The sequence below is a fragment of the Salicibibacter cibi genome (assembly GCF_016495865.1).
Classification (GTDB): domain Bacteria; phylum Bacillota; class Bacilli; order Bacillales; family Marinococcaceae; genus Salicibibacter; species Salicibibacter cibi.
Window position 1 is genome coordinate 1,665,710 of sequence record NZ_CP054706.1, and the last position, 21,825, is coordinate 1,687,534.

The following is a 21,825-nucleotide window of genomic DNA, read 5'->3' on the forward strand; positions in this document are numbered from 1 at the left end:
GCTATCGTTTTTGCTATTCCAGAATGCTCTTAAAATCGTCCGGAACGAAAAATAGAGAAGATGATGAGACAGAACATAAGAAACGAAATGATAAAACTAATTTCAATGACGGGAAGTTGCACAAGAAAGGATGAAGAATCGCCAAACGTTGAACCGACGATCAACCCGACCATAATAATGGAAAACGCAAGCAGCGTTAAACTAAACGAAATTCGGTTGCTGATCCGGTCAAGCTTATTCAAAAAAATGTTGAGTTTCGGCAGCCGTATCCCAATAGAGAGCTCATCCTCATTGACTTTCGCCAATGCCGCTTTCAATGAGTGGGGCAATACGAGCAAGGTGTCCCGTTGCCGCTTTGCTTCTTTGAGCCATTTTTTAGACCATGTTTTTGGATTTATCCGCTCGCGGGCAAGCAATCGCCCGTAAGGTTCCGCGATTTCCACAATGCTTAATCCGGGGTCTAGCTCGGAAATAACGCTTTCGATCGTAATCACGGCTTTTGCAAGCAGCGTGTATTCCTTGTAAATACGAATACGAAAGCGTTGCGAAGCGGAAAAAATATCGTTGAGCGCTTCGCCGATGCGCACCTCTTCAAATGGGCGATCGTAATATTTTGATAATAAATGTTCGACTTCGTCCGCAAATTCTTCAGCGTCCACATCCTCGGGAACATCAGCCATGTTGTAGACCATACGGGCAACTTCCTCCGGATCTCTTTTCGTCATGGCAATCACATAATTAATGAAATCATTACGCATCGAACGGTTTAAACGTCCGACTTGTCCGAAATCAAGTAAGCATAACTTGCCGTCAGCGGTGAGGAGTAAATTCCCGGGATGGGGGTCGCTATGAAAAAAACCGTCGATGAGCACTTGGTGCAGAAAAGCGTCCGCAAGTTCACGAGCCAATTTGGGATGGTCTCCTTCTTGCTCGTCCTTCCAATGTTTAAACTTTATGCCATCCATAAAAGCCATCGTGATCATTTTACCGGTCGAATAGGCCGGATGAACTTCCGGAGTTATGATGCTGCTGAATTTTTGCATATTCACGTGCATTTTTTCCGTGTTGCGCAGTTCCAGTGTATAGTCCGCTTCATTGCGAATGGCTTCAGCGAATTCATCGGCAACGTCTTCCAACCGGTAATACTGAGCCCAATGAAATCGTTGGGACAAAAGGCGGGTAAGGTCATGCAAAATGTCCAAATCTTTTTCGATGGTTTCTTTGATTTTTGGGCGGGATACTTTGACAGCGACGACGGTCCCGTCGGGAAGCTGGGCTTTATGTACTTGGCCGATGGAAGCAGCCGCGAGCGGTTCTTCGGAAAATGAAGCATATGCTTCATTAATCGGCGCTTGCAACTCTTGTTCCACTATTCTTTTAACTTCTGCATAATTAAACGGAGGCACATCATCCTGTAATTTTTGCATTTCATCGACGATATAGTCGGGAAATAAATCGCGGCGCGTACTGATCATTTGGCCCAATTTGATAAAGGTCGGGCCAAGCTCTTCCATTACGTTACGAATGCGCTCCCCGATTAAGCGATAATTGGGGTCTTTAGGGTTCGTGGCCAAACGCTTTGGCAACGATAGAACGTGAAAAAGACCAACTTCTTGCAAAATATAACCAAAGCCGTGTCTGGCCAACACGGTGGCAATTTTTCGGTAGCGATTGGCGTGTTTCAATCCTGTAGAGAGCAATGGACATCTTCCTTTTTAGGATGCTCTTAAAGTGTAAGAAAGAATGACGATCAATCGGTGATCGCCAAGGTTCATCAATGATTGTGGTGTTGAGAAACGCACCGGAGAGCGAGTGATATTATGAAGGCTTTGTGTCATCATCTGTCCCGGACTGTTTTAGCATGTTTTCCAAACGTTCAATTTTCGCTTCCAATTGCTCGACATCATCGCGGGTGGCCACTCCCATATCGTTAAAAACCCCTTTGACACGGTCTTTGGACGTTTGCGACCATTCTTCCTCTTTCGTTTCCCCTTTGCGAATTAATTCTTCGGCAAATTCTTCCGCTTCTCGGGGGGTGATTCGTCCTCTCGTGACGAGATCATCCAGATACGCTTGCACTTTTTCTTTGCCGGCGACAGCAGCGCCTAAACCTAGAAAAAAACCGTTTCTGAGCCATTCGTTCATGAAAAATCGCTCCTATCTTTATTATTTTATTTCATTTCCCGAGGAAACGGCAGGATGGCGTAACGTATGGGAGGTGTTCCCTAATCATTATCTTTAAACATGGAAATGATGAAATAAACAATCGTACCTGCAGATAGAACATAGATGCTGTTTACAAGAAAAGGTTCGGCATCGTGAGGGGTCGTCGCTGCACCATGGACAATATTTGCCGGAACAATGGCGAACAACATAACGATGAGGCCGGTGATTAATTTCATTTTCATGGAACATCCTCCTTCAATGACTATTCAATCACATTCATTATAGAAGTTTGGAAGCAATTTAGCAATTCTCAATTAGAAAATACTTGTCCGTGAAATCGGGTACCCGACGCAAAAGATGAAACTTTGGTTAATGTGTCACAAAAAAAGCTCTATCATTCATGAGCGTAAGCTTCCCACACACTCATGACGGATGTAAAATTGTTGCTATACATGGCAAAACAGACGATAAATATGTTAAATTTAATGGATGATAAAGAATACGATGACAAAAGGCGGTTACGTATGATGACACGAAAGGAAATGACCACGAGTCCGTTACAAATTGAAGATGTAATCATTGCTTACCAAACGTTAAAAGATATTGTGAAACACACCCCGTTGCAAAAGGACGAGGTTTTATCCGATCGGTATGATGCGAATATTTATTTAAAGCGCGAGGACTTGCAGCTCGTTCGCTCATTTAAATTGCGAGGCGCTTATTATTTAATGAAGACCCTATCCGGTGAACAAACGGAAAATGGCGTCGTATGCGCAAGCGCCGGTAATCACGCGCAAGGAGTCGCTTATGCTTGCCGGGCGCTGAAAGTTCCGGGGAGAATTTTCATGCCGACAACGACCCCGCGCCAAAAGAGAGATCAGGTAAAACAATTCGGCAAAGACTATATTGAAGTCGTCATCACCGGCGATACGTTTGATGATTCTTACGCGGAAGCGATTCACTACCAAGAAGCAAATGATATGGCGTTTATCCATCCTTTCGATAATGAGAAAACGATCGCCGGACAAGGAACGGTCGGGATGGAGATCATGAATGACATCGATGAAAACATCGATTATTTGTTTTCTTCCATTGGTGGAGGAGGGCTGATCTCAGGCTTAAGCACCTATGTTAAATCGATTAGCCCCGGCACGAAAATTATTGGTGTTGAGCCGGGAGGCGCCCCATCCATGAAAAATTCCCTCGCGAAGAATGAAGTCGTTGCCTTACAGGAAATGGACAAATTTGTGGATGGCGCAGCCGTAAAGCAAGTCGGAAATATCACGTATGAGATTTGCCGCAGATTCGTCGATGATATTGTCCTCGCTCCGGAAGGGAAAATTTGCACGACGATCCTGGAATTGTACAATCAACACGCCATTGTTGCCGAGCCGGCAGGGGCAATGCCGATCTCTGCGTTGGATTTTTACAAGGACGAGATAAAAGGTAAAACGGTCGTTTGCGTTGTCAGTGGCGGAAACAATGATATTGGCAGAATGGCGGAAATGCGGGAACGTTCCATGGTATACGAAGGCCTTCAACATTACTTCATTGTTAATTTCCCACAACGGGCAGGCGCATTGCGGGAATTTTTGAATGATGTATTAGGGCCCGATGATGACATTACCCGCTTTGATTACACGAAAAAGAACAATAAATCAATTGCTCCTGCACTCGTCGGCATCGAGTTGGCCGATGCGAATGATTACCCGGTTTTGATGGAACGGATGCGGGCGGAAGGTTTTATTGTCGATAAAATCTCCGCGGATGATAACATGTTCAATTTTGTTTTGTAGGAGGAGGGAAGAAATGATCGTAAGAGACGCAGGAAAGCATTTGGCGTGTATTCATCAAGACGAACACGCGCGCTTAAGCGGTGCTCTATTTCGACAATGGGGAGACCCATTGCTTGAGCAAAAAGGGTGGAAGGAAAGCTTGCACACAGCGATTGCCGAACATGACCGGGCATGGATCTCGCTGGACACGCATCCGATATGGAATGACGCCGAAGAAAGGCCTTATGATTTCACCGATTATCCCGAGCGCGAAAAAATCGCTGCCTATCAAACGGGAATCAATGAAACGGAAATGATGGACGAATGGGCGGGGCTGCTCGTAAGCCGCCATTTGCATTCCTTTTTTGCTCGGATCAACACAGATGCTGCAGAAGCGTTTAAAGCGGAGGAGCAAGAACGATGGGAACGCTTGCGGGGGGCAGAAGAAAGCAAAGATGAAAAAACAGCCCTTTCGGTTTTAAAAATGTGCGATGAACTTTCGCTGTTTGCTTGCATGAATAACCCGGGCGTCCGGAAAGAAGATGAAGTTTCCTGGTTTCGAAACGGGTTCACGATGCACTTTGATTTCTTGAATCATCAAACGGTCATCCCCGCTTGGAAAAATGAAGAAGAAATTGAGCTAACACCTGCACCCATCAGTGCTGAAGTGCAATTCCCATTAAAACTGCGGCGAGTGCCCAAGGAAAACATTCGGAAGTATGGATGGAAAAACGCGTATGGCCGTACGCCGGTATCCACGCAGGTCGTCACGCTCCTGTCGAAATGAAGGCAAACGGGACGGGGGCTTTCGGGTTCCGGGGCACCCGGCTGGTTCGCACGTAATTAGCCACTCCATGTGTTTATTTCGGCTTTTAAAGCATCCGTATCTTATATGGTATGGGTGTGGAATTAAAATAAAGTTGCGAAGGATTATCCCTTTGGATTTGATGATTCCAAAGGGAATTTTTACAGAAAATAATCTTCAATTAACGACCAGATTGTTGAATAACTCTGACTTGAAAAGGGTGCGATAAGGGTGGTTAATCCGTTTTTAGCGATTCTTTTGATAATAGCTGCAGTGATGTTTGATCATTTCGCTCTTGATATGGATCAAAAAAGATGGGGATGGCTTAAGAGTTGGAAGGTCTCAACAGTAAATAAGTGAAGAAATTGTAGATTTTACTGGAGTGAATCTTTATGGAAGATGAGAATCGTTCGATAGCATACCTCAAAATGGATGAAAACCCTTCTACAGAATTGAAATCATATGAAGATTATTTAAGATGGTCAGAAAATTGTCTTAATGAAGCGAATGCGTATTTTGAAGTATCATCCAGATGTAAGGATATGTTTCTTAGTGAATATAAGAACGCTTTTTTAACAAATGTTTCATTTGCATGTGAACTATATTTAAAATATTTGCTCTTAAAACAGTATATAAACTGCAGAAAAGAACATAATCTCTATAAATTATATAAAAAATTACCTGAGAAAATACAAGAAGATTTAAAGAAAAAGCACCCCTGTGGAAATATTTCAATAGATGAATTTGAACTAGAACTTGATAATATTGGTCAAGCATATATGATTTTCCGTTATATATATGAGCGAGGGAATAGGGCATATAATTTTCAGTTTTTGATGGAATTATTATTTACGCTTCACAGCGTAATTCATTATAATAAAAAATGTGAGTGAATTTTTATTCTCCATGTGCAGTCACTAGCGATGCATAAAATTCGCTGAGAATTGCTCTCCAAGCTAATTAAAATATTATTATGCATATTCTGACATATAAGCTTGGCCGTTTTTTTAAAAAAAGCTAAGCATTCCTGTCATAAAAGAATTTGGGGTTTAACAAAAATGAGTCCCCCTTGGTATCATACGGGATGTCGATCCGGATCGACTCCTAATTAAACAACCAAGGAGGACTCAAAATGAATTATAACGCGAATGAAAAACTCGAGCAAATCACACCGGAAACATTGATTGTAGGCATTGATATTGCGAAGGACAAACACGTCGCACGAGCGGTCGATGATCGCGGTTATGAATTTGGCAAGAAAGATTGACGCTTTCTTGGAGTTCTTCGCTATTCTTGAGGGTCAACGCTAACTGCTTCGCGCTTGGCATTTGGTAGATCTGTGCATAAATCATCAGGGCAACCAATTTTTCATAGGTTAATTTTTTGACGTATCGATCGACCCCTAAAAAATCTTCTAAAACCTTTTTGGTATTTAACGGATGTATAGTTTCTTTAAATGTGGTTGTTGTGGTATCCTTGTCCATAGGGACTCCTTATAGTGAGAGATTTGGACGTGGACCACCGTTACCTCTCATTATAAGGTTTTTTTGTGTTTTTTTTGGACAGAAATCCCATACTTTTTTTTAGCGGATTTCGGGTCTTTTTGCTTGACAATTAGAGTGTTAACTTAATGCATCACTAGTGATGTGCAGTAAAGAAGTTATACCTAGAACTTGTGTATTTATATTGTTTTTCTAATATGTGTTTTGACAATGGGGTCCACCTTAAAAGGTGAATCATAGGATGCTAAACCCTTTTTCACATGTTATTGCAATTCCATTAATAGGCGCGATTGTTTAAGATCGCATCCGATGCCGATGTGTGAAACGGGGCGCGCATCCAGTGCGAGATGGCGATGCGGGGTTTCGGTGAGGGTTGGTCTGGTTTTTCATATAAAGTGGTTTGTTACTTCACTGTTCAAAGATCGATCGCGACTTCATTTCAATTATTGTATAATAAAGATAAAGCCGAAGCGCTCCAAGGAGATGATTGTTTGAAAAAACTTGAAGGGCAAAGTGCAGAATTAATGAAAAGAATCATCCACGATGGTGATACCGTTATCGAAGTAGATGGAAAGAAATATTACCTATATCTAACTGAAGAGCCAGCGACAACGGTTACAGAAGATGTTGAAGCTGATCCGGAATTAAAACAAAAATTACTGCAAGCAAAAAAGGATATATTGGAAGGAAAAAGCTATACGACAGAAGAAGTTATGGAAATGATTGATCAGGGAGAAATATAAATGAATTTGGAATGGACTGAGCAAGCATTAGAAGGCTTAAATAATATTCGCAGTCGCCACTTCACCTCGATTGAGACAAAAGAGTACAAAAAACGTTTGCTCAAAAACATTAAAGAAAAAGTCTCTCTTTTAGGAACAAGCATACCAGTTGGAAAAGAGGGATGGGAAGGCAGTTATAAAATAATCATTGATAAATTTGTTGTTTACTATTCGTTTTCTGAAGACCGGGAACTTGTTATATAGAATACTTCAAGCATTCTAGCCAGGATAGATGAAAATGGATACAAGCATCGATGCGAGTTGGCCTGGTTTTTCGGGAAAATCTAATCTGCTGCCGAGAAAAGCGTCGCATTGTGTGTTCACATGCAATGGAGGTTAAGAACCAAAACTTATATGATTGGGAACATAAGTTACTCAACAAACGAGGCCATATTGTTGAATAACTCATTAGGGTGTATGCCCGAGTAATGAGGGATATCAGAAAACATAAATTCAGATGTAACCAGAAATCCAATAAACCGTCATATGCAATTTAAACGTTAAAGTTTATACCAAATAAATATCCTTAAGGAGGTGCAGGTGGTGAACGAAAACGGTTATATCAAGCTTCAAGAAGTAAACGAAAATAATCTAAAAGACGTCTCCCTTGAAATTCCAAAGAAGAAAATCACCATATTTACAGGTGTATCTGGTTCAGGAAAATCATCCATTGTCTTTGATACGATCAGTAAGGAAGCCCAACGCCAGTTGAACCAGACTTTTACGATATTTATGCAAAATCGATTACCTACATACAGTAAACCTGATGCCTTATCTATTGATAATCTCTCCCCTGCAATGGTTATTGACCAAAAACGTTTAGGAGGAAATGCACGTTCAACACTTGGCACGATCACAGATATCTATTCATTATTACGATTGTTATTTTCTCGTATTGGAAAACCGTTTGTTGGCGAATCCAAAGTTTTCTCTTTCAATAATCCGGAAGGAATGTGTCCGAAGTGCCAGGGAATCGGACGAAGGATAAAGCCGAATATAGAAAAGTTATTCGATACCACAAAGTCGCTTAATGAAGGAGCGATTTTGTTTTCCACTTTCTCCGTGGGGACTTGGTATTGGCAGAAGCATTTAATTTCAGGTATATTCAATCCAGACAAAAAGTTAATGGATTACACGGATACAGAGTGGCAAACATTATTATATGGAAAAGACAAGCAAATCGTATTGCCCTTAAAAAATGAACCCGTCAAGTATTTTGAAGGTGTTGTAGACAGGTTTAGACGCATGTACTTAAAAAATGAGATCAATCAATTATCAAATAATGTTAAGAAGTTTATTACCTTAACACATTGCACGGCATGCAATGGAAGTCGGTTAAATCAAGAAATATTAAATTGTCAAATTAATGGTTATAACATTGCTCAGTTCACTGCTATGGAAGTAGGAGAACTGATAAAGGTAATTGAAACAATAAAAGATCCAATAGCAAGACCGATTACTTCCAACATTGCAGGTCGATTACAGAATCTCATGGACATGGGACTTTATTATCTTACATTAAATCGAGAAACATCAACTTTATCGGGCGGCGAATCACAACGTGTTAAAATGGTACGACATCTCAATAGCAGTTTGACAGACATGATTTACATTTTCGACGAACCGAGTATCGGACTTCACCCTCGTGATGTGCACAGACTCAATGAGATGCTGCAAAAACTTCGAGACAAAGGGAACACAGTAATTGTGGTGGAACATGACCGGGATGTTATTGAAATCGCAGATTATATTGTAGATGTTGGGCCACGGGCTGGTACAAACGGCGGCGAAATTGTCTATGAAGGAGGCGTTCCTGGGTTATACGATGCTGATACATTAACCGGAAGGTATATGAGGACTGAACAATCGATCAATAGGGAAACCCGCCAACCTAACAGATATCTTGCCATTGCCGAAGCCTCAAAACACAACCTAAAGAACGTGACTGTTCAAGTTCCCTGCGGTGTGCTTACGGCAGTTACTGGTGTAGCTGGTTCAGGGAAAAGTACATTGATTTTTGATGAGTTTGTGGCACAGCATCCAGATGCCATTGTTATCGACCAAAAGCCCGTAGGTACCTCAATTCGGTCAAATCCGGCGACATATACGGGCATTATGAATACCATTCGAGATTCCTTTTCAAATGTTAACAAGATAAGTAAATCATTTTTTAGTTTTAATTCAAAAGGGGCTTGTCCGGAATGCCAGGGGAATGGATTTATTTATATGGATCTTGCATTTCTTGAGGATATGAGAACCACTTGTGACACCTGTCATGGTAAACGGTTCAAAGATGAGGTCCTTCAATATAAGTTAGATGGTAAATCCATTTCAGATATTTTAGATATGACAGTATTTGAGGCCCTTCAATTTTTCGATAAAGAAGATATTTACCGTAAATTACAGGTATTACATGATGTAGGCTTAGATTATCTAACATTGGGGCAGCCATTAAGCAACCTTTCAGGAGGAGAATGCCAGCGGATTAAACTTGCCGATGAGTTACACAAAGAGGGACATGTCTATATTCTGGATGAACCTACGACAGGTCTTCATATGTCGGACATCACCAATTTGTTGGACATTTTAACTCGTCTGGTTGAAAATGGAAGTTCTGTGATAGTGATTGAACACAGCATGGATGTTATAAAACAAGCGGATTGGATTATTGATCTCGGTCCTGATGGAGGACGCAAGGGTGGGCAAATTATCTTTGAAGGCACGCCTATGCAATTAACTCATGAAGGGGGATCAATTACAGCACAGTATCTTAGAGAAGACTGAAAAGTGTTCTGCAATACCAGCCAATATCAGAAAAGACTATTCCAGAAACGAGGCGTTTTAATGGAATACGGGAACACTCATTTACCAATGGAAACCTCGGAAAATTAAAAAAGTGATACAATATATTTAAAATGAAAAGGAAGGGGTAGCTTGTGGATTTTATTATAGTACCACTGTTAGGGTTTATTTTTATTATTGGAATGGTTCTTATTCCTTTCCTTCTTAATCGCTCATTTAGTAAAAGAGAACAATTCAAATAACATTGAAAAAAATTGGATAGAATAATTGTATTACTTGAACAGAATAAGAATGAATAGTCCTTCTACTCTGTTTTACGCTAAAACTCGTTTTGCACTTTATGTGACAAATAACAGTGGCAGTATTGAGATTTTGGAGTTAGTAGGATCGAATTAGATAACCCCTCATTCTGCTTATGGCAGCTTTGATAAGGAGAGGAATACTTTGTGAAAAAGAAGAATGTAGGAATATTAATATACGATTTTGTAGACATTTTAGATTTTGCTGGTCCAGCTGAGGTTTTATCACTTACTGCAAAAACAAAAGCAGAGCAGTATATTTCCCTCTATAAAAAACAGCTGCCATCTAAAATGCCTTTTGAAGTATTTACTATTAGTGAAACAGGTCGGCAGATAAGAACCCACTCAGGAATTAGAGTTGTACCACAGTTTAGTATTGATAGCAGTCCTAAATTGGATATCATCATTATTCCAGGTGGACCATTAAGGGCTGTTCTTTCTATGGTTAAAAACCAAAAAGTTCAAGAATGGATCATTAAAAGTAAAGATATTGAATACATATGCTCAGTTTGCACTGGATCATTTATTTTAGGTGAAACTGGATTGCTTAATGGTAGAAAGGCAACAACTCACCATTTAGCGTTAAATAAATTTCAAGAAAAATACCCTGAAATCGGCGTAGAAACTAATTCTAAAGTGATTAAAGATGGAGGAATGATTACATCCGGAGGTGTTTCATCAGGAATTAATATGGCATTATATCTTGTCGAGGAGATTATGGGTAGGTCTGCCTCGGAACGGATAGCAAAAACCATTGAATTTAGCAATTAGATATACGAACGAAGCGCGTATGCGGAATAAGAATAACGAAGCCGTTTTCTTTTGTAAGCAGGGATTATTAATGATTTGTCTAATTTAACAATGAACAAAACTTAAAGGGAGTAGGTTTCAATATGAATAGAATTAATCTCATTACATTAGGCGTTAAAGATATTGGTAAGTCTCTTAAATTCTACCGAGACATCGGTTTTGAAGCATCAGTCACAGGAGACGAAGAAAAACCTGTCATTGTGTTCTTTAAAAATGAAGGATCAAAGTTAGAGTTATTTCCGCTTGAAGAATTGGCAAAGGATATCAACGAAAAAAATCCTCCTGAATTGTCAAAAGAGGGTTTCTCGGGTGTCACTCTTGCTTATAATGCGAAATCTGAAACTGAAGTTGATGATATTCTTCAATCCGTCAAAAAAGCCGGTGCCGAGGTTGTTAAGGAGCCACAAACATTATCATGGGGTGGATACGGAGGTTACTTTATTGATCCTGATGGTTATTATTGGGAAGTTGCGTACGGTTCAAACTGGGAATTCGATGACTCAAACATGTTGATCATTAAGGATTAGATTAAACTTAATCTAAGTTCTTTCGCGAGTGGCAGCACATACCACTATAGGGTGTAAGTCCCGAATGCAGCCGAACAGCCGGTAAGCATTAGCTAACAGATAGTGCGATGACCGTGAGGTATCGTGCGGAGGATCTGAAGGCAAATCCCTGAACAGAGCTGAATCCCATGTTGGCACGTGAGCGGGATGACTGTGCAAGAAAACAGGAAGTCCAAATAGCTGATCGCTCAAAGTGTTATGAGGGCTGGATTAGGGAGAAAGTGTATGATGTGACCCATTGAGGTCTCCCTGCTTCCTCATGGAGGTATTGATATCGCAAGGCCATGCCAAGGATATCGAGATGAGAGGGAGAAGTCAGAGATCGCCATAGTAGTGAAGAAGCTCATGCCTAAGACTTTCTGGCAACAGGAACGAGGCCAGCACATGAGTGAAACTGCGCACCGTTGCAGTTGGAAACCCTGACCCAAAAAGCGGGGATTTCGTGCGAAGGGCGTGACCCATGAAGCTCAATGCAAGTAGACTTTTGGATGTCTGTGGAAGTGGGCAGAAACTGGATAGCCAATTCGGGCTGATGCCGGGGTCGAACAGAAGGGTACACCGTCCACCGCCTGATGGCAAAGAAATAAGGACTGCTGGGAAAGCTACTAGCCTTGCGGACGTGCCATCATAGAGGAGAAACAGAAACAGCGAAAGCATCGAAAGCAGTGACGTAAGGAGTGTAGACGGATGAAAGGACGCGTCTGGTACAGTTTGTACGACAAAGTGTTTGCGAAAGTTAATCTAAGAGACGCCTTCGTTCAAGTGAAGAAGAACAGAGGGGCTCCCGGCGTAGACAAGGTTACGATTGAAGCCTATGAGGCGGCATTGGAGGACAATCTAGAAGTGCTCCAACAAAAGCTGAAAGAAAAGAACTACCATCCAAAACCTGTCCGCCGGAAGATGATTGAGAAAGAGAATGGAAAAGAGCGACCGCTTGGTATTCCAACAGTGGAAGATCGGGTCGTTCAAGCAGCGATCCGAAACATTCTTGAACCGATTTTTGAAGAAGATTTCCTTCCGTGCAGTCACGGGTTCCGCCCGAATATCAGCGCGCACATGGCATTGGACCAAGTAAGTAAACATCTTCGTGAGGGATATGAATATGTGATTGATGCGGACTTGCAAAGCTACTTTGACACGATCCCGCATGACCGTTTGGAGGCTCAAATCCGCCGACGAGTCACGGATGGCTCTGTTATTCAACTCATCAAGCAATTCCTGAAAGCAGGTGTCATGGATGGGGCTTCGTATGAAGACACACCGACGGGGGCGCCACAAGGCGGGTTATGCGAAGCTTTGCATAACCCGCCTTATGCGAAGTAATCCGTTATGCAAAGTGAACGCCAAAAAACCCATTGACAAGGGACTATTCTTCCATTTACTTTGCATAATATCTGTCTTGCTTCAGCTCGGAAAGCCAAGAAATCGAGTTCTCCATTACTTTTACTAGAATTGAGTAGTTCTGTTGTTAGATCGAACATCTGGTAACTTCATGGACATACGAAGTGAGAATTACCGAACCTTGTGCGTTTCTGCTCCGTCACATCGATCATTCAATGTAATCTTTGCATAAAGATTTTTGAGCCAGATTCCTTTTTCCATACTCTGGATATTATGCGAAGAAAATCGAATATGATCATTGAAATACAGGGATTTTTATTGATTACTTGGCATAATTACTTTCTTTGCATAAGGCGGAGTCTTGAGCCCATTAATTTCCAATATTTACCTGCACCAGTTGGATGAGTTGATGAAGGAACGTGGTCACCGCATCGTTCGGTTTGCGGATGATTTCGTCATTATGTGCCGGAGCCAGAAAGGAGCCGAACGAGTGATGAGAAGTGTCACCCGTTACCTTGAAGAAGACTTAGGCCTAGCGTTGCATCCGACGAAAACAAAGGTCGTTGATGTCAACCAAGAACCGTTTACGTTCCTTGGCTTTGAGTTCTATAAGCATATCCGAAGAATCGATCCGAAGAAGGAAGCGAAATTTAAGAAAAGAGTCAAGGAAATCACAAGACGGAACCAAACCGTTGACATTGAGACCCTCATTAACGATCGCTTGAACCCCTATATTCGAGGATGGGCAAATTACTTTGGACATGGCTATGTGAAAGGGAAATTTAGAGAATGGGATGCGTGGGTTCGCCGCCGATTGCGCATGGTGCAGCTACGAAGTTGGCGTCATGTCAAAAACCTCCATCGTGTATTAAGACACAAAGGATGGAAGGAAGATGACCTGCGAGGTATTCGCATGTTCGCCTGGCGAAGTTCCAAGAGCCCGATGGTTCATGTCGCCCTAGATAATGATTACTTTCATCAATTAAATCTTGTTAGCTTAACATCTGTTTATCAGAAACTTATCTCTAAACGGGATAAATGGGAGGAGCCACATGCGTAGACCCGCACGTGTGGATCTGTGAGAGGCGTAGTCAGTAATGACTACGCCTACTCAGTCCATAATCGAGCGCAATTCTGGAATAACAGGGATTGCGCCTCTCCCCAAGAATAACACCATTATCTGGAACAAGAAGAGAGGATAATGAATGAGAAAGGTTGAAGTAACTCCTTATAACAAAAATTGGCCTACGATGTTTGAAGAAGAGGCCAATAAATTATATAACATTATTGGTCCTGAAATCATTAAAATTCATCACATCGGCAGCACCTCAGTAAAAGGACTAAAAGCAAAACCGATTATTGATATAATGCCTGTGGTAAAAAGGATTAGTAGTATTGATAAATACAACCCTGCAATGATTGATATTGGCTACGAACCAAAAGGAGAAAATGGAGTACAAGAACGGCGATTTTTTCAAAAGGGTGGGGATGAACGAACGCATCACGTTCATATTTATGAGGCCGGTAGTTTTGATATTGAGCGTCATTTAGCATTCCGTGATTACCTGCGAACGTATCCTGATGTTATAAAAACCTATGCTGATCTGAAAGACGAATTGTCTAAGCGTTTTCCTTACGATGTTGCATCATATACAAAGGAAAAGGGACAGTTAGTATCGGAGATTGAAAGCAAAGCAGTGGTTTGGTATCAAAACTTAAAATGAGCTAAGTGCAACAAACGGGCGCTTATCAGGAATAAAAATGCGGTTTCACTAGCTCATTGGACCATTTTAATGGGTTGGCTTAATGTTGTCAGTCTTGTGCTTGGACTTATGGCTTGGATACTTCCTATGGTTAATCTTTTTCGATATACAAAGCGTAATCATCTGGTGAAGATTGAGGATTGGTCTGCTCTTAGCGAAATTGGTGCTGTGGTACTTGTGGGATCAGTGCTTCTTGTTGTTACTATAATATTAAATATAGTAACTCTAATTGTATATCGGGACAGAACATCCATTTTGATCAGTCTTTTTTCAAAATGGATTTTGCTGTTTACGATACTTGTGAGGTACTTTTGATCAAGCTTTATTTTAAAGCTACAATGGGTGTTAGTTGTTTCATTTGTTGGGTCGCCAGTCATCATGTAAAATGAAGGTGGCATGCACGGAGAGGAAAGGTGTGGCATTTGTTACAGGAAATAAGCGCGTCCGAATGGAAAAAAATTGAACCCCTTCATTATACGGGTTTGCTAATAACCTCGCCTTTTTGCGCAACATGCACGCTTGCGGAGAAAATGGTTGAAGAGGCGATGAACTTGGAAAGGCAAACGGACATTTTTAAATTAAACTTGCAACTTGCTCCGGATTTTGCGCGGGAACATAAAATCCAATCCGTACCGATGCTGTTGCTTTTTTATGGAAAAGAGCCTGTCGGACGTTTATCGCCGATCAAAAATCCCGCGAATATCATGCATTTTCTTGCTACCCATAAAAGCAATTAGGAGGGCAAAGAATGAAACAAGCACCGGCTTTTTCCGTCTACGATCCATTTAACGAGAAAGAAGTCACAAATGAAACATACAAAGGAAAACCCCTTGTGTTAACCTTTTGGACATCTTGGTGCCCGGATTCGCACCGTGACTTGCAAAAGAAAGAAGTTTTATACGCAAAAACCGGCGAGGAAACCTTCGCTATGCTGAACGTCAACGTGACAGGACGCGAGCGCGCAAATCAAGCCGGCCAGACGTATGCAAGCGCGCACGGGATGAAGATTCCGATGGCCGAAGACCGAGGCACGGATACGTACGAAAGGTATCAGTGCCATGGGGTGCCGACGACTGTCTTTATTACACCGGACGGCTGGATTGCCGAACAGTTTGGCGATCAAGCCCCTTTTGAAGAAATCATGAAACAATTGGCTTCTTTTCTCAACGAGACTTCCAATATAATAGGAGGCTAATATAATGAAAATTACCGGAATTGAACCGACCCCGAGTCCCAACACGATGAAACTAACGTTAGACGAACATTTGCCTGGAGGCAAAAGCGGCAATTACACGAAAGACGATAAAGAGGATGCGCCTCTGCAAATTCAACAATTGTTTGAGGTTGAGGGCATTAAAGGTGTCTATCATGTCGCTGATTTTATTGCTTTGGAACGGGAACCGAAAGCGAGTTGGGAACTTGTGCTTGCGGAAGCGAGGAAAGTATTCGGAGAAGAAGGCGCCGAGACTGCTGAAGCATCTGTTGCCGGCGGCGACCATTTCGGTGAAATCCAAATTCAAGTGCAAACATTCAAAAGCATTCCCATGCAAATAAAAGTGTTGACGGCAGAAGAAGAAAAGCGAGTGGGATTGCCCTCCCGATTCACGGAAGCTGCATTCGCGGCTGCCGGTGAACAGGAAAACATCGTTTTTGAACGGAAATGGGAAGAGCGAAGCGCCCGCTATGGAAATGACTTGGAGGCAATTGGAAATGAAGTGGCCGAAGAGATCGCGGCGGCTTATAGCCAGGAAAGGCTCGATCAGCTCGTGCAATGGGGAAATCTTGATCAAGAAGATCCTGCGGAGCGCCCACAACCGTTGAAAGTAACGAAAGAAATGCTGCAAGACCCTGATTGGAAAAATCGCTTTGCAGCCTTGGATCAAATGGATCCCGGCGAAGAAGATCTTCCCGTACTGGATATGGCACTGGATGATCAAAAACAATCGGTGCGGAGGCTCGCCACGACGTTGATTGGCATGATTGAAACGAATGCAACGCTCCCTTATCTTTATAAGGCACTCAAAGACAAATCGGTAACCGTGCGGCGTACAGCCGGAGATGCCCTTTCCGATCTGGGGGACCCTGAAGCGATGGACGCGGTTATTGAAAGTCTGCGAGACAAAAGCAAACTCGTGCGTTGGAGAGCAGCCATGTTTCTTTATGAAGTCGGGGATGAACGGGCGATTGCTCCTTTAAAGGAAGCGATCGGCGACCCAGAATTTGAAGTTGACATGCAAATGCAGATGGCACTCGAGCGCATTGAAGGCGGGGAAGAAGCAAAAGGCTCCGTATGGAAACAAATGACTGAATCCGTACGGGCCGATCGAAAAGAAAAGGATGGACTGCGATGACGAGGGAAGAACTCATACAAGCGTTGGAATCAAAAGGATTGGACGAAGTTTTGGAGTTAATCGAGGAAGCCGATAATGGGGAGATGGATGAGCTCGAACTTCTTCCTTCATTAGGGCTGTTACAAGATCAACAATTAAACGACGCCGTCCTTGAGTACCTTAAGGGCAAAGGGGTCACCATTGTAGATGCCGACGAAACGGATGGGTAGACGCTAAGGCAATGCGTGGCCATATTTTGTCCTCGGAACCGTTTCGTTCTGTTGGCCCATTATGGTGTGAGCATTTCGTTGACGCATGTATTAAAACAAGTGCAACGTGTTAATTGAAGCAGCTGAAAAAAGGAGATAACATAATGAGGGAAGCACCTGCAAAGCGTCTTTCCAAAAAAGCACTTCCCGTTTGGCGGATCACCGGGTTTTTGGAAAGCTTGTTTTATTTAATTTTTCCGGTTGGATACGGAATTGTTTTGGTTTTGTTTGATTGGCCGCTATGGATTTTATACGTGTTGATCCTTATGTGGATAGCGGTTGCCTTATTGCAAAGCCTGCTCGTACCGGCCATTCGTTGGCGACGATGGCGTTATGAGGTATATGAAGAAGAAATTGATTTGCAATACGGGGTGTTCATTATTCGCCGGACGTTGATTCCTATGATTCGGGTTCAACATGTAGATACGGAACATGGACCCATATATCGCCATTATAAACTCGCAGCTGTATCTATATCGACGGCCGCCACCGTCCATCAAATACCGGCGCTCACGGAAGAAACAGCTTCCGATCTCCGCGATCAGATTGCCGTATTCGCGCAAACGGCTGATGAAGATGAATGAGGGGAAGCGCCTACATGGCGCCACTGTTGTCATTATGTTACTCACCCGCCTCAAGGATTTCATCATCCCGATCATCTTCGTCTTTTTCGTAGGCGCAACCGGTGGGGGAATTGGCCTGTTTGCGACGGTTGCCCTTCCGCTTTTGTTCATTTTTTCCGCTGTTTACAGTTTATTATATTGGTTGACGTATTGGTATCGCGTTGAGGATCAGGAACTTCACGTTAAACAAGGGATCTTCGTCAAAAAGCATCGGTATATCCAAAGGAAACGTGTCCAAAGCTTTGATATGTCCGCGGGTATTTTGCAGCGAATGTTTGGATTGGTGAAAGTTCAAATTGAAACCGCGGGTGGAGGAAGTGAGCCGGATGTGCATCTGATTGCTCTCGATCGCGCGGAAGCTGAGCGCTTAAGGCAAACGCTCTTGGCAAACCCGGAAGTAACCGCTGAAGATGGAGAAGTTGAGCCTGCGGAAATGACGGAATGGGAAGAACCTGAAACAATTGAACCGGAGATCGAAGCATCATGGAGCTTAGGGTTTAAGCATTTGCTGTTTGCCGGGATGACTTCCGGCGGGGTAGGACTTGTCCTCTCAGCTGTTTTGGCGCTGTTTTCCCAAGTGGATGTATTGTTGCCTGATGCTTTTTATGAAACAACCGTCGGCTTTTTCCTGTCGTCAACGATCGCGTTTTTATTGTTCGCCGTATTTTTGATTGCCTTTTTTGCATGGTTGATTTCCATAGTCATCACCATCGTGAAATACGGACAATTTACTGTCATTAAGCGCGGCAATGATCTTGTGATTTCCCGAGGGTTACTGGAAAGAAAACAATTGACGTTAAACGTTCACCGTATTACTGCCGTACGCTTTGTAACGGGAATTTTACGACAACCGTTCGGATTTACAACGATCTATGTGGAAAGCAAAGGGGGCGGACGCGCGGACGAACAACAATCAACCATTCTCGTTCCGCTCGTAAACCGAAGAATGGCCAACGATGTGTTAGGGAAATTTTTGCCGGAATTTGTCGTCGAAGATGAAGTTGGGATCAAACCGTTACCAAGAAGGGCCTTGATTCGCTATATGATTCGTGCGGTCGTTCCGATTTTGGTCGTAGCCGTCCCGCTAAGCTTTGTGTTGCCGTTTGGCGCCTATGCATTACTGTTCGTCCTTCTCGGGATTTTTCTTGGTTGGGCAAGGCATCGAAATGGCGGTTTCAATGTCAGCGGAAATTATCTTATTTTGCAATGGCGGTTATTTAATTTAAATCGAGCGGTAATCCCCCGAAAACGCATTCAGGCGGCGGATGTTACGCAGTCGCCGCTGCAAAGGTGGCGCAGGTTGTCCACGTATTCCGTGTCCATTTTATCGAGTATGTCCGGAAAAAGCTTTGAAATCCGTGATATTACGGCCGGTAGGGGAGAAGATCTTCTTGCTTGGTATTCCAAAGAAGGGGTTACCCCTGAATTTTCACGAGAAGGAGAAAAAGAAAAATCTCTGATATAAACGTTTGGGTAACACCAAAATCAATGGTTGAAATATATGAGAGAATGTGGTGAGAATAACTAGCTAGGGACTGCTGAATAACGGAAAAAGACTGGCCCATAAGCATTTTCCGTTGGCGTTGCCAAAACTGGATGCAAGGAAATCCATCCTATAAGCAAAAAACCCTTGCACTTCTGGCAACGTACGGAGGGACGGTGCTGCAATGGCGAGACTCCAGCGGAAAAACGGACGCGTCAAGCCCCCGCAGCGCCGGTTTTGCGCGAGGAGGCTTGACCGTTCGTCCGCGGAAAGCGAAGCCATGGAAGCGACATCCCGGCTTCAGCTGATAGCTGAAAGTTGTTCAGCAATCCCTAGCTAGCGGAGGAACACGGAGACTGTGGGAAAACGCAGTGTTTTTCCGCAGCGGTTGCCTTTATCAAACGATCTATAGTTTGTCAACTATAGATTTCGTGAAGAGCCAAAAGGTTCACAAAAAAGTTATGATCGGAAGTTCCGCCATCGTAAAATGGCTTTCGCAAAAACTTTGCGAAAGCCATTTTTTATCATTTAGATGTTTGCATGTTCGAATACGTGATGACTTGGCGTTCATTGCGCTCGGATGTGCACTCAAAACGGTCGTAAATATAGTCGTCACGATCGCTATGGAGAACCCGTTCAAATCGGTGTTGGATCGTGAGAAACGTATCATTTTTTTGGAATGTCATAAAGTTAACGCCTTGAAAATGTTGATCCTCTTCCGATTGCAGCAATTGGCGTAACAAAGTGTTGTGGCATTGGACCATATGTTTGCGTTGAAAGCCGTAATAGTGCAACAACCGTGCCAATGATTCCTTAGAAGGAGATTCCAATTCATTGAGGAGGATTTGAAATGGTTCGAACTGTTCTTTGTGAATACGGATCATGTCTTTCGTTTGTAGACGGACTTTTCGCCCTGTGGCCGTTTTAAATGCCCACTGGCGATCATGGGCAATTTTGGTCCATTGATTTTGGGCGGGATCAAACCAATCCATTTCAAATGGACAGCCTTCCAGTAGCATTTTTTCGTTTTGTGATTGCTCCTTTAAAACGACTTCTCCGTGTTCCTCTGTTAGATGAAAATATAAGTACGGATCTTCCGCCTTTCCGCGTTTATTTCCCAGTTCGAGTCGCATGTCCCGTAATTGTTGCCGTTCTTCTTCAAGTTCATAGATGGAAGTATTTGTTTCTTTTTCCAGTGCCCGAATCGCATATAAAAGGGAAGCGCGGTAAGACCGTGTGAATGTACCTGAATAAGGCTTTATTTTTGTGCCGGAGAGCTTCACTTCTTCCCATTCTCCATATGGAAGGTGAGAGGCAATATGTGCGGTTTTCACGGAGTGAATGCCGGTCATCCGCACCGTGCCTTGCCACGTTTTGTTGTCCGGTGCATCAATCGCCAGTAATTTTCCATAATAAACACAGTCCGGGTGGGCGTTCACCAAAACGGTAGATCCTTTATGTTCCATTGCTTCTTTTCGGTTCATAGAGAAACCCTCACTTTTCACAAATAACCTGCCTGCTATTATATAGGGATCGGCAAAAATCAGCAATCAAGGGGCATTTCTCACAGTCTCCCTTTTTCATATGCTTGGTACAACCCGAGGGAGGAAATGTGACTGTCCATTTTTATCGCTTCCCAAGCAGGGTTTTTCTCGTCTAAGCCTTTGTATACGTCATACACGGATTGATATAACCGCTGGCTTAATATTCCGCTTCCACCTTCTTCAGCAGCGACTTCTTTTGTAATACTTATCCATTTTTCCAGCCATTTGGAAGTGGATTGGAAAATGTCGGCGATATTTCCGCTTCCTCCAAAATGGCCGAAATAAATCGTTGCCGGTTGTAATGATTCAATCCGCTTCCAGGATTCTTTCATGCTTGGCGCATCAAATTGCGGCGGGGAAGTGGAAGGCAACACGAGTGGTTTTTCATGACGAAAGCCTCGATAAAGAATCCCGACGGTGTCACCGGTAAAAAGTGCATTCGTGTGTTCGTCAAGAATGGACATATGGTGGAACGCGTGCCCGGGAGTATCAAAGAACGCCAGTGTGTGGTTTTCACCAATCTGTAAGCGATCTCCATCTTCACATATGTTTGTTCGTTCCTCGGGGATAGGGATAACAGGATCGAATAGATCATGAAAACTAGAGCCATACACGACCTTTGCCCCTTTGACAAGCTTTTCGGGATCGACAAGATGTTTCTTGCCCGAAGGGTGGACGTGAACGGTGGCATGGGGGGTATCTTTCAGCAATTGCCCACAGCCGCCGGAATGATCAAGGTGGATATGGGTGACGATAATATGGCGGATATCCTCGAGGCTTTTCCCGAGTTGTTCCAATCCGGCTTTGATTTGCGGATACGAAAGACTAGGGCCGGTTTCTATGATCGTTAATTCTTCGGCATCGAGGACATAAATGCCGGTGCGTTCTGGTAAGTGAAGGTCAAGCCCGTCGATCATATACGTATCCGCATCCAGTTGTTCCACCTTTGCTTCCATGTGAACATG

At 43.0% G+C, this 21,825-nt stretch carries 23 protein-coding genes and 1 pseudogene; 19 read left to right on the forward strand and 5 right to left on the reverse strand.

All coding sequences use genetic code 11. The features are described 5' to 3' along the window. Positions 1 to 29 precede the first annotated feature (29 nt). The 3 genes from HUG20_RS08560 to HUG20_RS08570 all read right to left on the reverse strand — a co-directional run bounded on the left by HUG20_RS08560 (position 30) and on the right by HUG20_RS08570 (position 2,408). Positions 30 to 1,700, reverse strand: coding sequence for an ABC1 kinase family protein (locus HUG20_RS08560; RefSeq protein ID WP_200090107.1), 1,671 nt, complete (start codon positions 1,698 to 1,700; stop codon positions 30 to 32). 118 nt (positions 1,701 to 1,818) lie between these two features. Then, positions 1,819 to 2,145 carry a phasin family protein gene (locus HUG20_RS08565; protein ID WP_200090108.1) on the reverse strand — a complete coding sequence of 109 codons (327 nt, stop codon included), beginning with the start codon at positions 2,143 to 2,145 and terminating at the stop codon, positions 1,819 to 1,821. Between the two features lie 80 nt (positions 2,146 to 2,225). Then, positions 2,226 to 2,408 carry a hypothetical protein gene (locus HUG20_RS08570; RefSeq protein WP_200090109.1) on the reverse strand — a complete coding sequence of 61 codons (183 nt, stop codon included), beginning with the start codon at positions 2,406 to 2,408 and terminating at the stop codon, positions 2,226 to 2,228. 285 nt (positions 2,409 to 2,693) lie between these two features. Between HUG20_RS08570 and ilvA the strand changes: the two genes are divergently transcribed. From ilvA to HUG20_RS08660, 19 genes and pseudogenes are all read left to right on the forward strand, one after another. Then, the gene (ilvA, locus tag HUG20_RS08575) at positions 2,694 to 3,962 is read left to right on the forward strand and encodes a threonine ammonia-lyase IlvA (protein ID WP_246476586.1); all 1,269 of its coding nucleotides are present in this window, start codon (positions 2,694 to 2,696) and stop codon (positions 3,960 to 3,962) included. 13 nt (positions 3,963 to 3,975) lie between these two features. Further along, positions 3,976 to 4,728, forward strand: coding sequence for a DUF3891 family protein (locus tag HUG20_RS08580; RefSeq protein WP_200090110.1), 753 nt, complete (start codon positions 3,976 to 3,978; stop codon positions 4,726 to 4,728). A 410-nt stretch (positions 4,729 to 5,138) separates the two neighbouring features. Then, positions 5,139 to 5,639 (forward strand): HEPN domain-containing protein, encoded by a 501-nt coding sequence (locus HUG20_RS08585; RefSeq protein WP_200090111.1) that lies wholly within the window; start codon positions 5,139 to 5,141, stop codon positions 5,637 to 5,639. A gap of 239 nt (positions 5,640 to 5,878) precedes the next feature. Next, positions 5,879 to 6,007 (forward strand): annotated as a pseudogene (locus HUG20_RS19140) (IS110 family transposase); the annotation flags it as partial. 732 nt (positions 6,008 to 6,739) lie between these two features. After that, positions 6,740 to 6,991 carry a hypothetical protein gene (locus tag HUG20_RS08590; protein ID WP_200090112.1) on the forward strand — a complete coding sequence of 84 codons (252 nt, stop codon included), beginning with the start codon at positions 6,740 to 6,742 and terminating at the stop codon, positions 6,989 to 6,991. Beyond that, positions 6,992 to 7,234: a type II toxin-antitoxin system RelE/ParE family toxin gene (locus HUG20_RS08595; RefSeq protein ID WP_200090113.1), complete on the forward strand. Its 243-nt coding sequence runs from the start codon at positions 6,992 to 6,994 to the stop codon at positions 7,232 to 7,234. A 339-nt stretch (positions 7,235 to 7,573) separates the two neighbouring features. Beyond that, positions 7,574 to 9,814, forward strand: a complete 2,241-nt coding sequence (locus HUG20_RS08600) for an ATP-binding cassette domain-containing protein (protein WP_200090114.1) — start codon at positions 7,574 to 7,576, stop codon at positions 9,812 to 9,814. A 464-nt stretch (positions 9,815 to 10,278) separates the two neighbouring features. Further along, positions 10,279 to 10,902 (forward strand): DJ-1/PfpI family protein, encoded by a 624-nt coding sequence (locus HUG20_RS08605; RefSeq protein WP_200090115.1) that lies wholly within the window; start codon positions 10,279 to 10,281, stop codon positions 10,900 to 10,902. A gap of 122 nt (positions 10,903 to 11,024) precedes the next feature. Beyond that, the gene (locus HUG20_RS08610) at positions 11,025 to 11,468 is read left to right on the forward strand and encodes a VOC family protein (protein ID WP_200090116.1); all 444 of its coding nucleotides are present in this window, start codon (positions 11,025 to 11,027) and stop codon (positions 11,466 to 11,468) included. 726 nt (positions 11,469 to 12,194) lie between these two features. Then, the gene (locus HUG20_RS08615) at positions 12,195 to 12,830 is read left to right on the forward strand and encodes a reverse transcriptase domain-containing protein (protein WP_200090117.1); all 636 of its coding nucleotides are present in this window, start codon (positions 12,195 to 12,197) and stop codon (positions 12,828 to 12,830) included. A 427-nt stretch (positions 12,831 to 13,257) separates the two neighbouring features. Next, positions 13,258 to 13,908: a group II intron maturase-specific domain-containing protein gene (locus HUG20_RS08620; RefSeq protein ID WP_246476587.1), complete on the forward strand. Its 651-nt coding sequence runs from the start codon at positions 13,258 to 13,260 to the stop codon at positions 13,906 to 13,908. Between the two features lie 145 nt (positions 13,909 to 14,053). Further along, entirely contained in the window at positions 14,054 to 14,572 is a 519-nt protein-coding gene (locus HUG20_RS08625) for a GrpB family protein (RefSeq protein WP_200090118.1), read from the forward strand. A 452-nt stretch (positions 14,573 to 15,024) separates the two neighbouring features. Continuing rightward, a complete protein-coding gene (locus HUG20_RS08630) occupies positions 15,025 to 15,348 on the forward strand; it encodes a thioredoxin family protein (RefSeq protein WP_200090119.1) in 324 nt (107 codons plus the stop codon). Between the two features lie 11 nt (positions 15,349 to 15,359). Then, positions 15,360 to 15,806 (forward strand): TlpA family protein disulfide reductase, encoded by a 447-nt coding sequence (locus HUG20_RS08635; RefSeq protein ID WP_200090120.1) that lies wholly within the window; start codon positions 15,360 to 15,362, stop codon positions 15,804 to 15,806. A gap of 4 nt (positions 15,807 to 15,810) precedes the next feature. After that, positions 15,811 to 16,962 carry a conserved virulence factor C family protein gene (locus HUG20_RS08640; RefSeq protein ID WP_200090121.1) on the forward strand — a complete coding sequence of 384 codons (1,152 nt, stop codon included), beginning with the start codon at positions 15,811 to 15,813 and terminating at the stop codon, positions 16,960 to 16,962. Continuing rightward, positions 16,959 to 17,171, forward strand: a complete 213-nt coding sequence (locus HUG20_RS08645) for a hypothetical protein (protein WP_200090122.1) — start codon at positions 16,959 to 16,961, stop codon at positions 17,169 to 17,171. Before HUG20_RS08640 ends, HUG20_RS08645 begins: the two co-directional genes overlap by 4 nt. A gap of 143 nt (positions 17,172 to 17,314) precedes the next feature. Further along, entirely contained in the window at positions 17,315 to 17,794 is a 480-nt protein-coding gene (locus HUG20_RS08650) for a PH domain-containing protein (RefSeq protein ID WP_200090123.1), read from the forward strand. Further along, positions 17,787 to 19,298 (forward strand): PH domain-containing protein, encoded by a 1,512-nt coding sequence (locus HUG20_RS08655; protein WP_200090124.1) that lies wholly within the window; start codon positions 17,787 to 17,789, stop codon positions 19,296 to 19,298. The genes HUG20_RS08650 and HUG20_RS08655 overlap by 8 nt, the downstream gene beginning before the upstream one ends. A 131-nt stretch (positions 19,299 to 19,429) precedes the next feature. After that, positions 19,430 to 19,624 carry a hypothetical protein gene (locus HUG20_RS08660; protein ID WP_200084239.1) on the forward strand — a complete coding sequence of 65 codons (195 nt, stop codon included), beginning with the start codon at positions 19,430 to 19,432 and terminating at the stop codon, positions 19,622 to 19,624. A gap of 216 nt (positions 19,625 to 19,840) precedes the next feature. Here the strand turns inward: HUG20_RS08660 and HUG20_RS08665 are convergent, their stop codons facing one another. Both HUG20_RS08665 and HUG20_RS08670 read right to left on the reverse strand, forming a co-directional pair. Then, entirely contained in the window at positions 19,841 to 20,800 is a 960-nt protein-coding gene (locus HUG20_RS08665; RefSeq protein ID WP_200090125.1) for a DUF2777 family protein, read from the reverse strand. An 80-nt stretch (positions 20,801 to 20,880) separates the two neighbouring features. Then, on the reverse strand, positions 20,881 to 21,816 hold the full coding sequence (locus HUG20_RS08670; RefSeq protein WP_200090126.1) for an MBL fold metallo-hydrolase: 936 nt from the start codon (positions 21,814 to 21,816) through the stop codon (positions 20,881 to 20,883). Positions 21,817 to 21,825 lie beyond the last annotated feature (9 nt).

What these genes read in the sequence shown, in the direction of transcription:
- HUG20_RS08565 (WP_200090108.1), bottom strand. Translation starts at nt 2,145, where the DNA reads ATGAACGAATGGCTCAGAAACGGTTTTTTTCTAGGTTTAGGCGCTGCT.
- HUG20_RS08570 (WP_200090109.1), bottom strand. Translation starts at nt 2,408, where the DNA reads ATGAAAATGAAATTAATCACCGGCCTCATCGTTATGTTGTTCGCCATT.
- ilvA (WP_246476586.1), top strand. Translation starts at nt 2,694, where the DNA reads ATGACACGAAAGGAAATGACCACGAGTCCGTTACAAATTGAAGATGTA.
- HUG20_RS08580 (WP_200090110.1), top strand. Translation starts at nt 3,976, where the DNA reads ATGATCGTAAGAGACGCAGGAAAGCATTTGGCGTGTATTCATCAAGAC.
- HUG20_RS08585 (WP_200090111.1), top strand. Translation starts at nt 5,139, where the DNA reads ATGGAAGATGAGAATCGTTCGATAGCATACCTCAAAATGGATGAAAAC.
- HUG20_RS08595 (WP_200090113.1), top strand. Translation starts at nt 6,992, where the DNA reads ATGAATTTGGAATGGACTGAGCAAGCATTAGAAGGCTTAAATAATATT.
- HUG20_RS08610 (WP_200090116.1), top strand. Translation starts at nt 11,025, where the DNA reads ATGAATAGAATTAATCTCATTACATTAGGCGTTAAAGATATTGGTAAG.
- HUG20_RS08615 (WP_200090117.1), top strand. Translation starts at nt 12,195, where the DNA reads ATGAAAGGACGCGTCTGGTACAGTTTGTACGACAAAGTGTTTGCGAAA.
- HUG20_RS08620 (WP_246476587.1), top strand. Translation starts at nt 13,258, where the DNA reads ATGAAGGAACGTGGTCACCGCATCGTTCGGTTTGCGGATGATTTCGTC.
- HUG20_RS08625 (WP_200090118.1), top strand. Translation starts at nt 14,054, where the DNA reads ATGAGAAAGGTTGAAGTAACTCCTTATAACAAAAATTGGCCTACGATG.
- HUG20_RS08635 (WP_200090120.1), top strand. Translation starts at nt 15,360, where the DNA reads ATGAAACAAGCACCGGCTTTTTCCGTCTACGATCCATTTAACGAGAAA.
- HUG20_RS08640 (WP_200090121.1), top strand. Translation starts at nt 15,811, where the DNA reads ATGAAAATTACCGGAATTGAACCGACCCCGAGTCCCAACACGATGAAA.
- HUG20_RS08645 (WP_200090122.1), top strand. Translation starts at nt 16,959, where the DNA reads ATGACGAGGGAAGAACTCATACAAGCGTTGGAATCAAAAGGATTGGAC.
- HUG20_RS08650 (WP_200090123.1), top strand. Translation starts at nt 17,315, where the DNA reads ATGAGGGAAGCACCTGCAAAGCGTCTTTCCAAAAAAGCACTTCCCGTT.
- HUG20_RS08655 (WP_200090124.1), top strand. Translation starts at nt 17,787, where the DNA reads ATGAATGAGGGGAAGCGCCTACATGGCGCCACTGTTGTCATTATGTTA.
- HUG20_RS08660 (WP_200084239.1), top strand. Translation starts at nt 19,430, where the DNA reads ATGCAAGGAAATCCATCCTATAAGCAAAAAACCCTTGCACTTCTGGCA.
- HUG20_RS08665 (WP_200090125.1), bottom strand. Translation starts at nt 20,800, where the DNA reads ATGAACCGAAAAGAAGCAATGGAACATAAAGGATCTACCGTTTTGGTG.
- HUG20_RS08670 (WP_200090126.1), bottom strand. Translation starts at nt 21,816, where the DNA reads ATGGAAGCAAAGGTGGAACAACTGGATGCGGATACGTATATGATCGAC.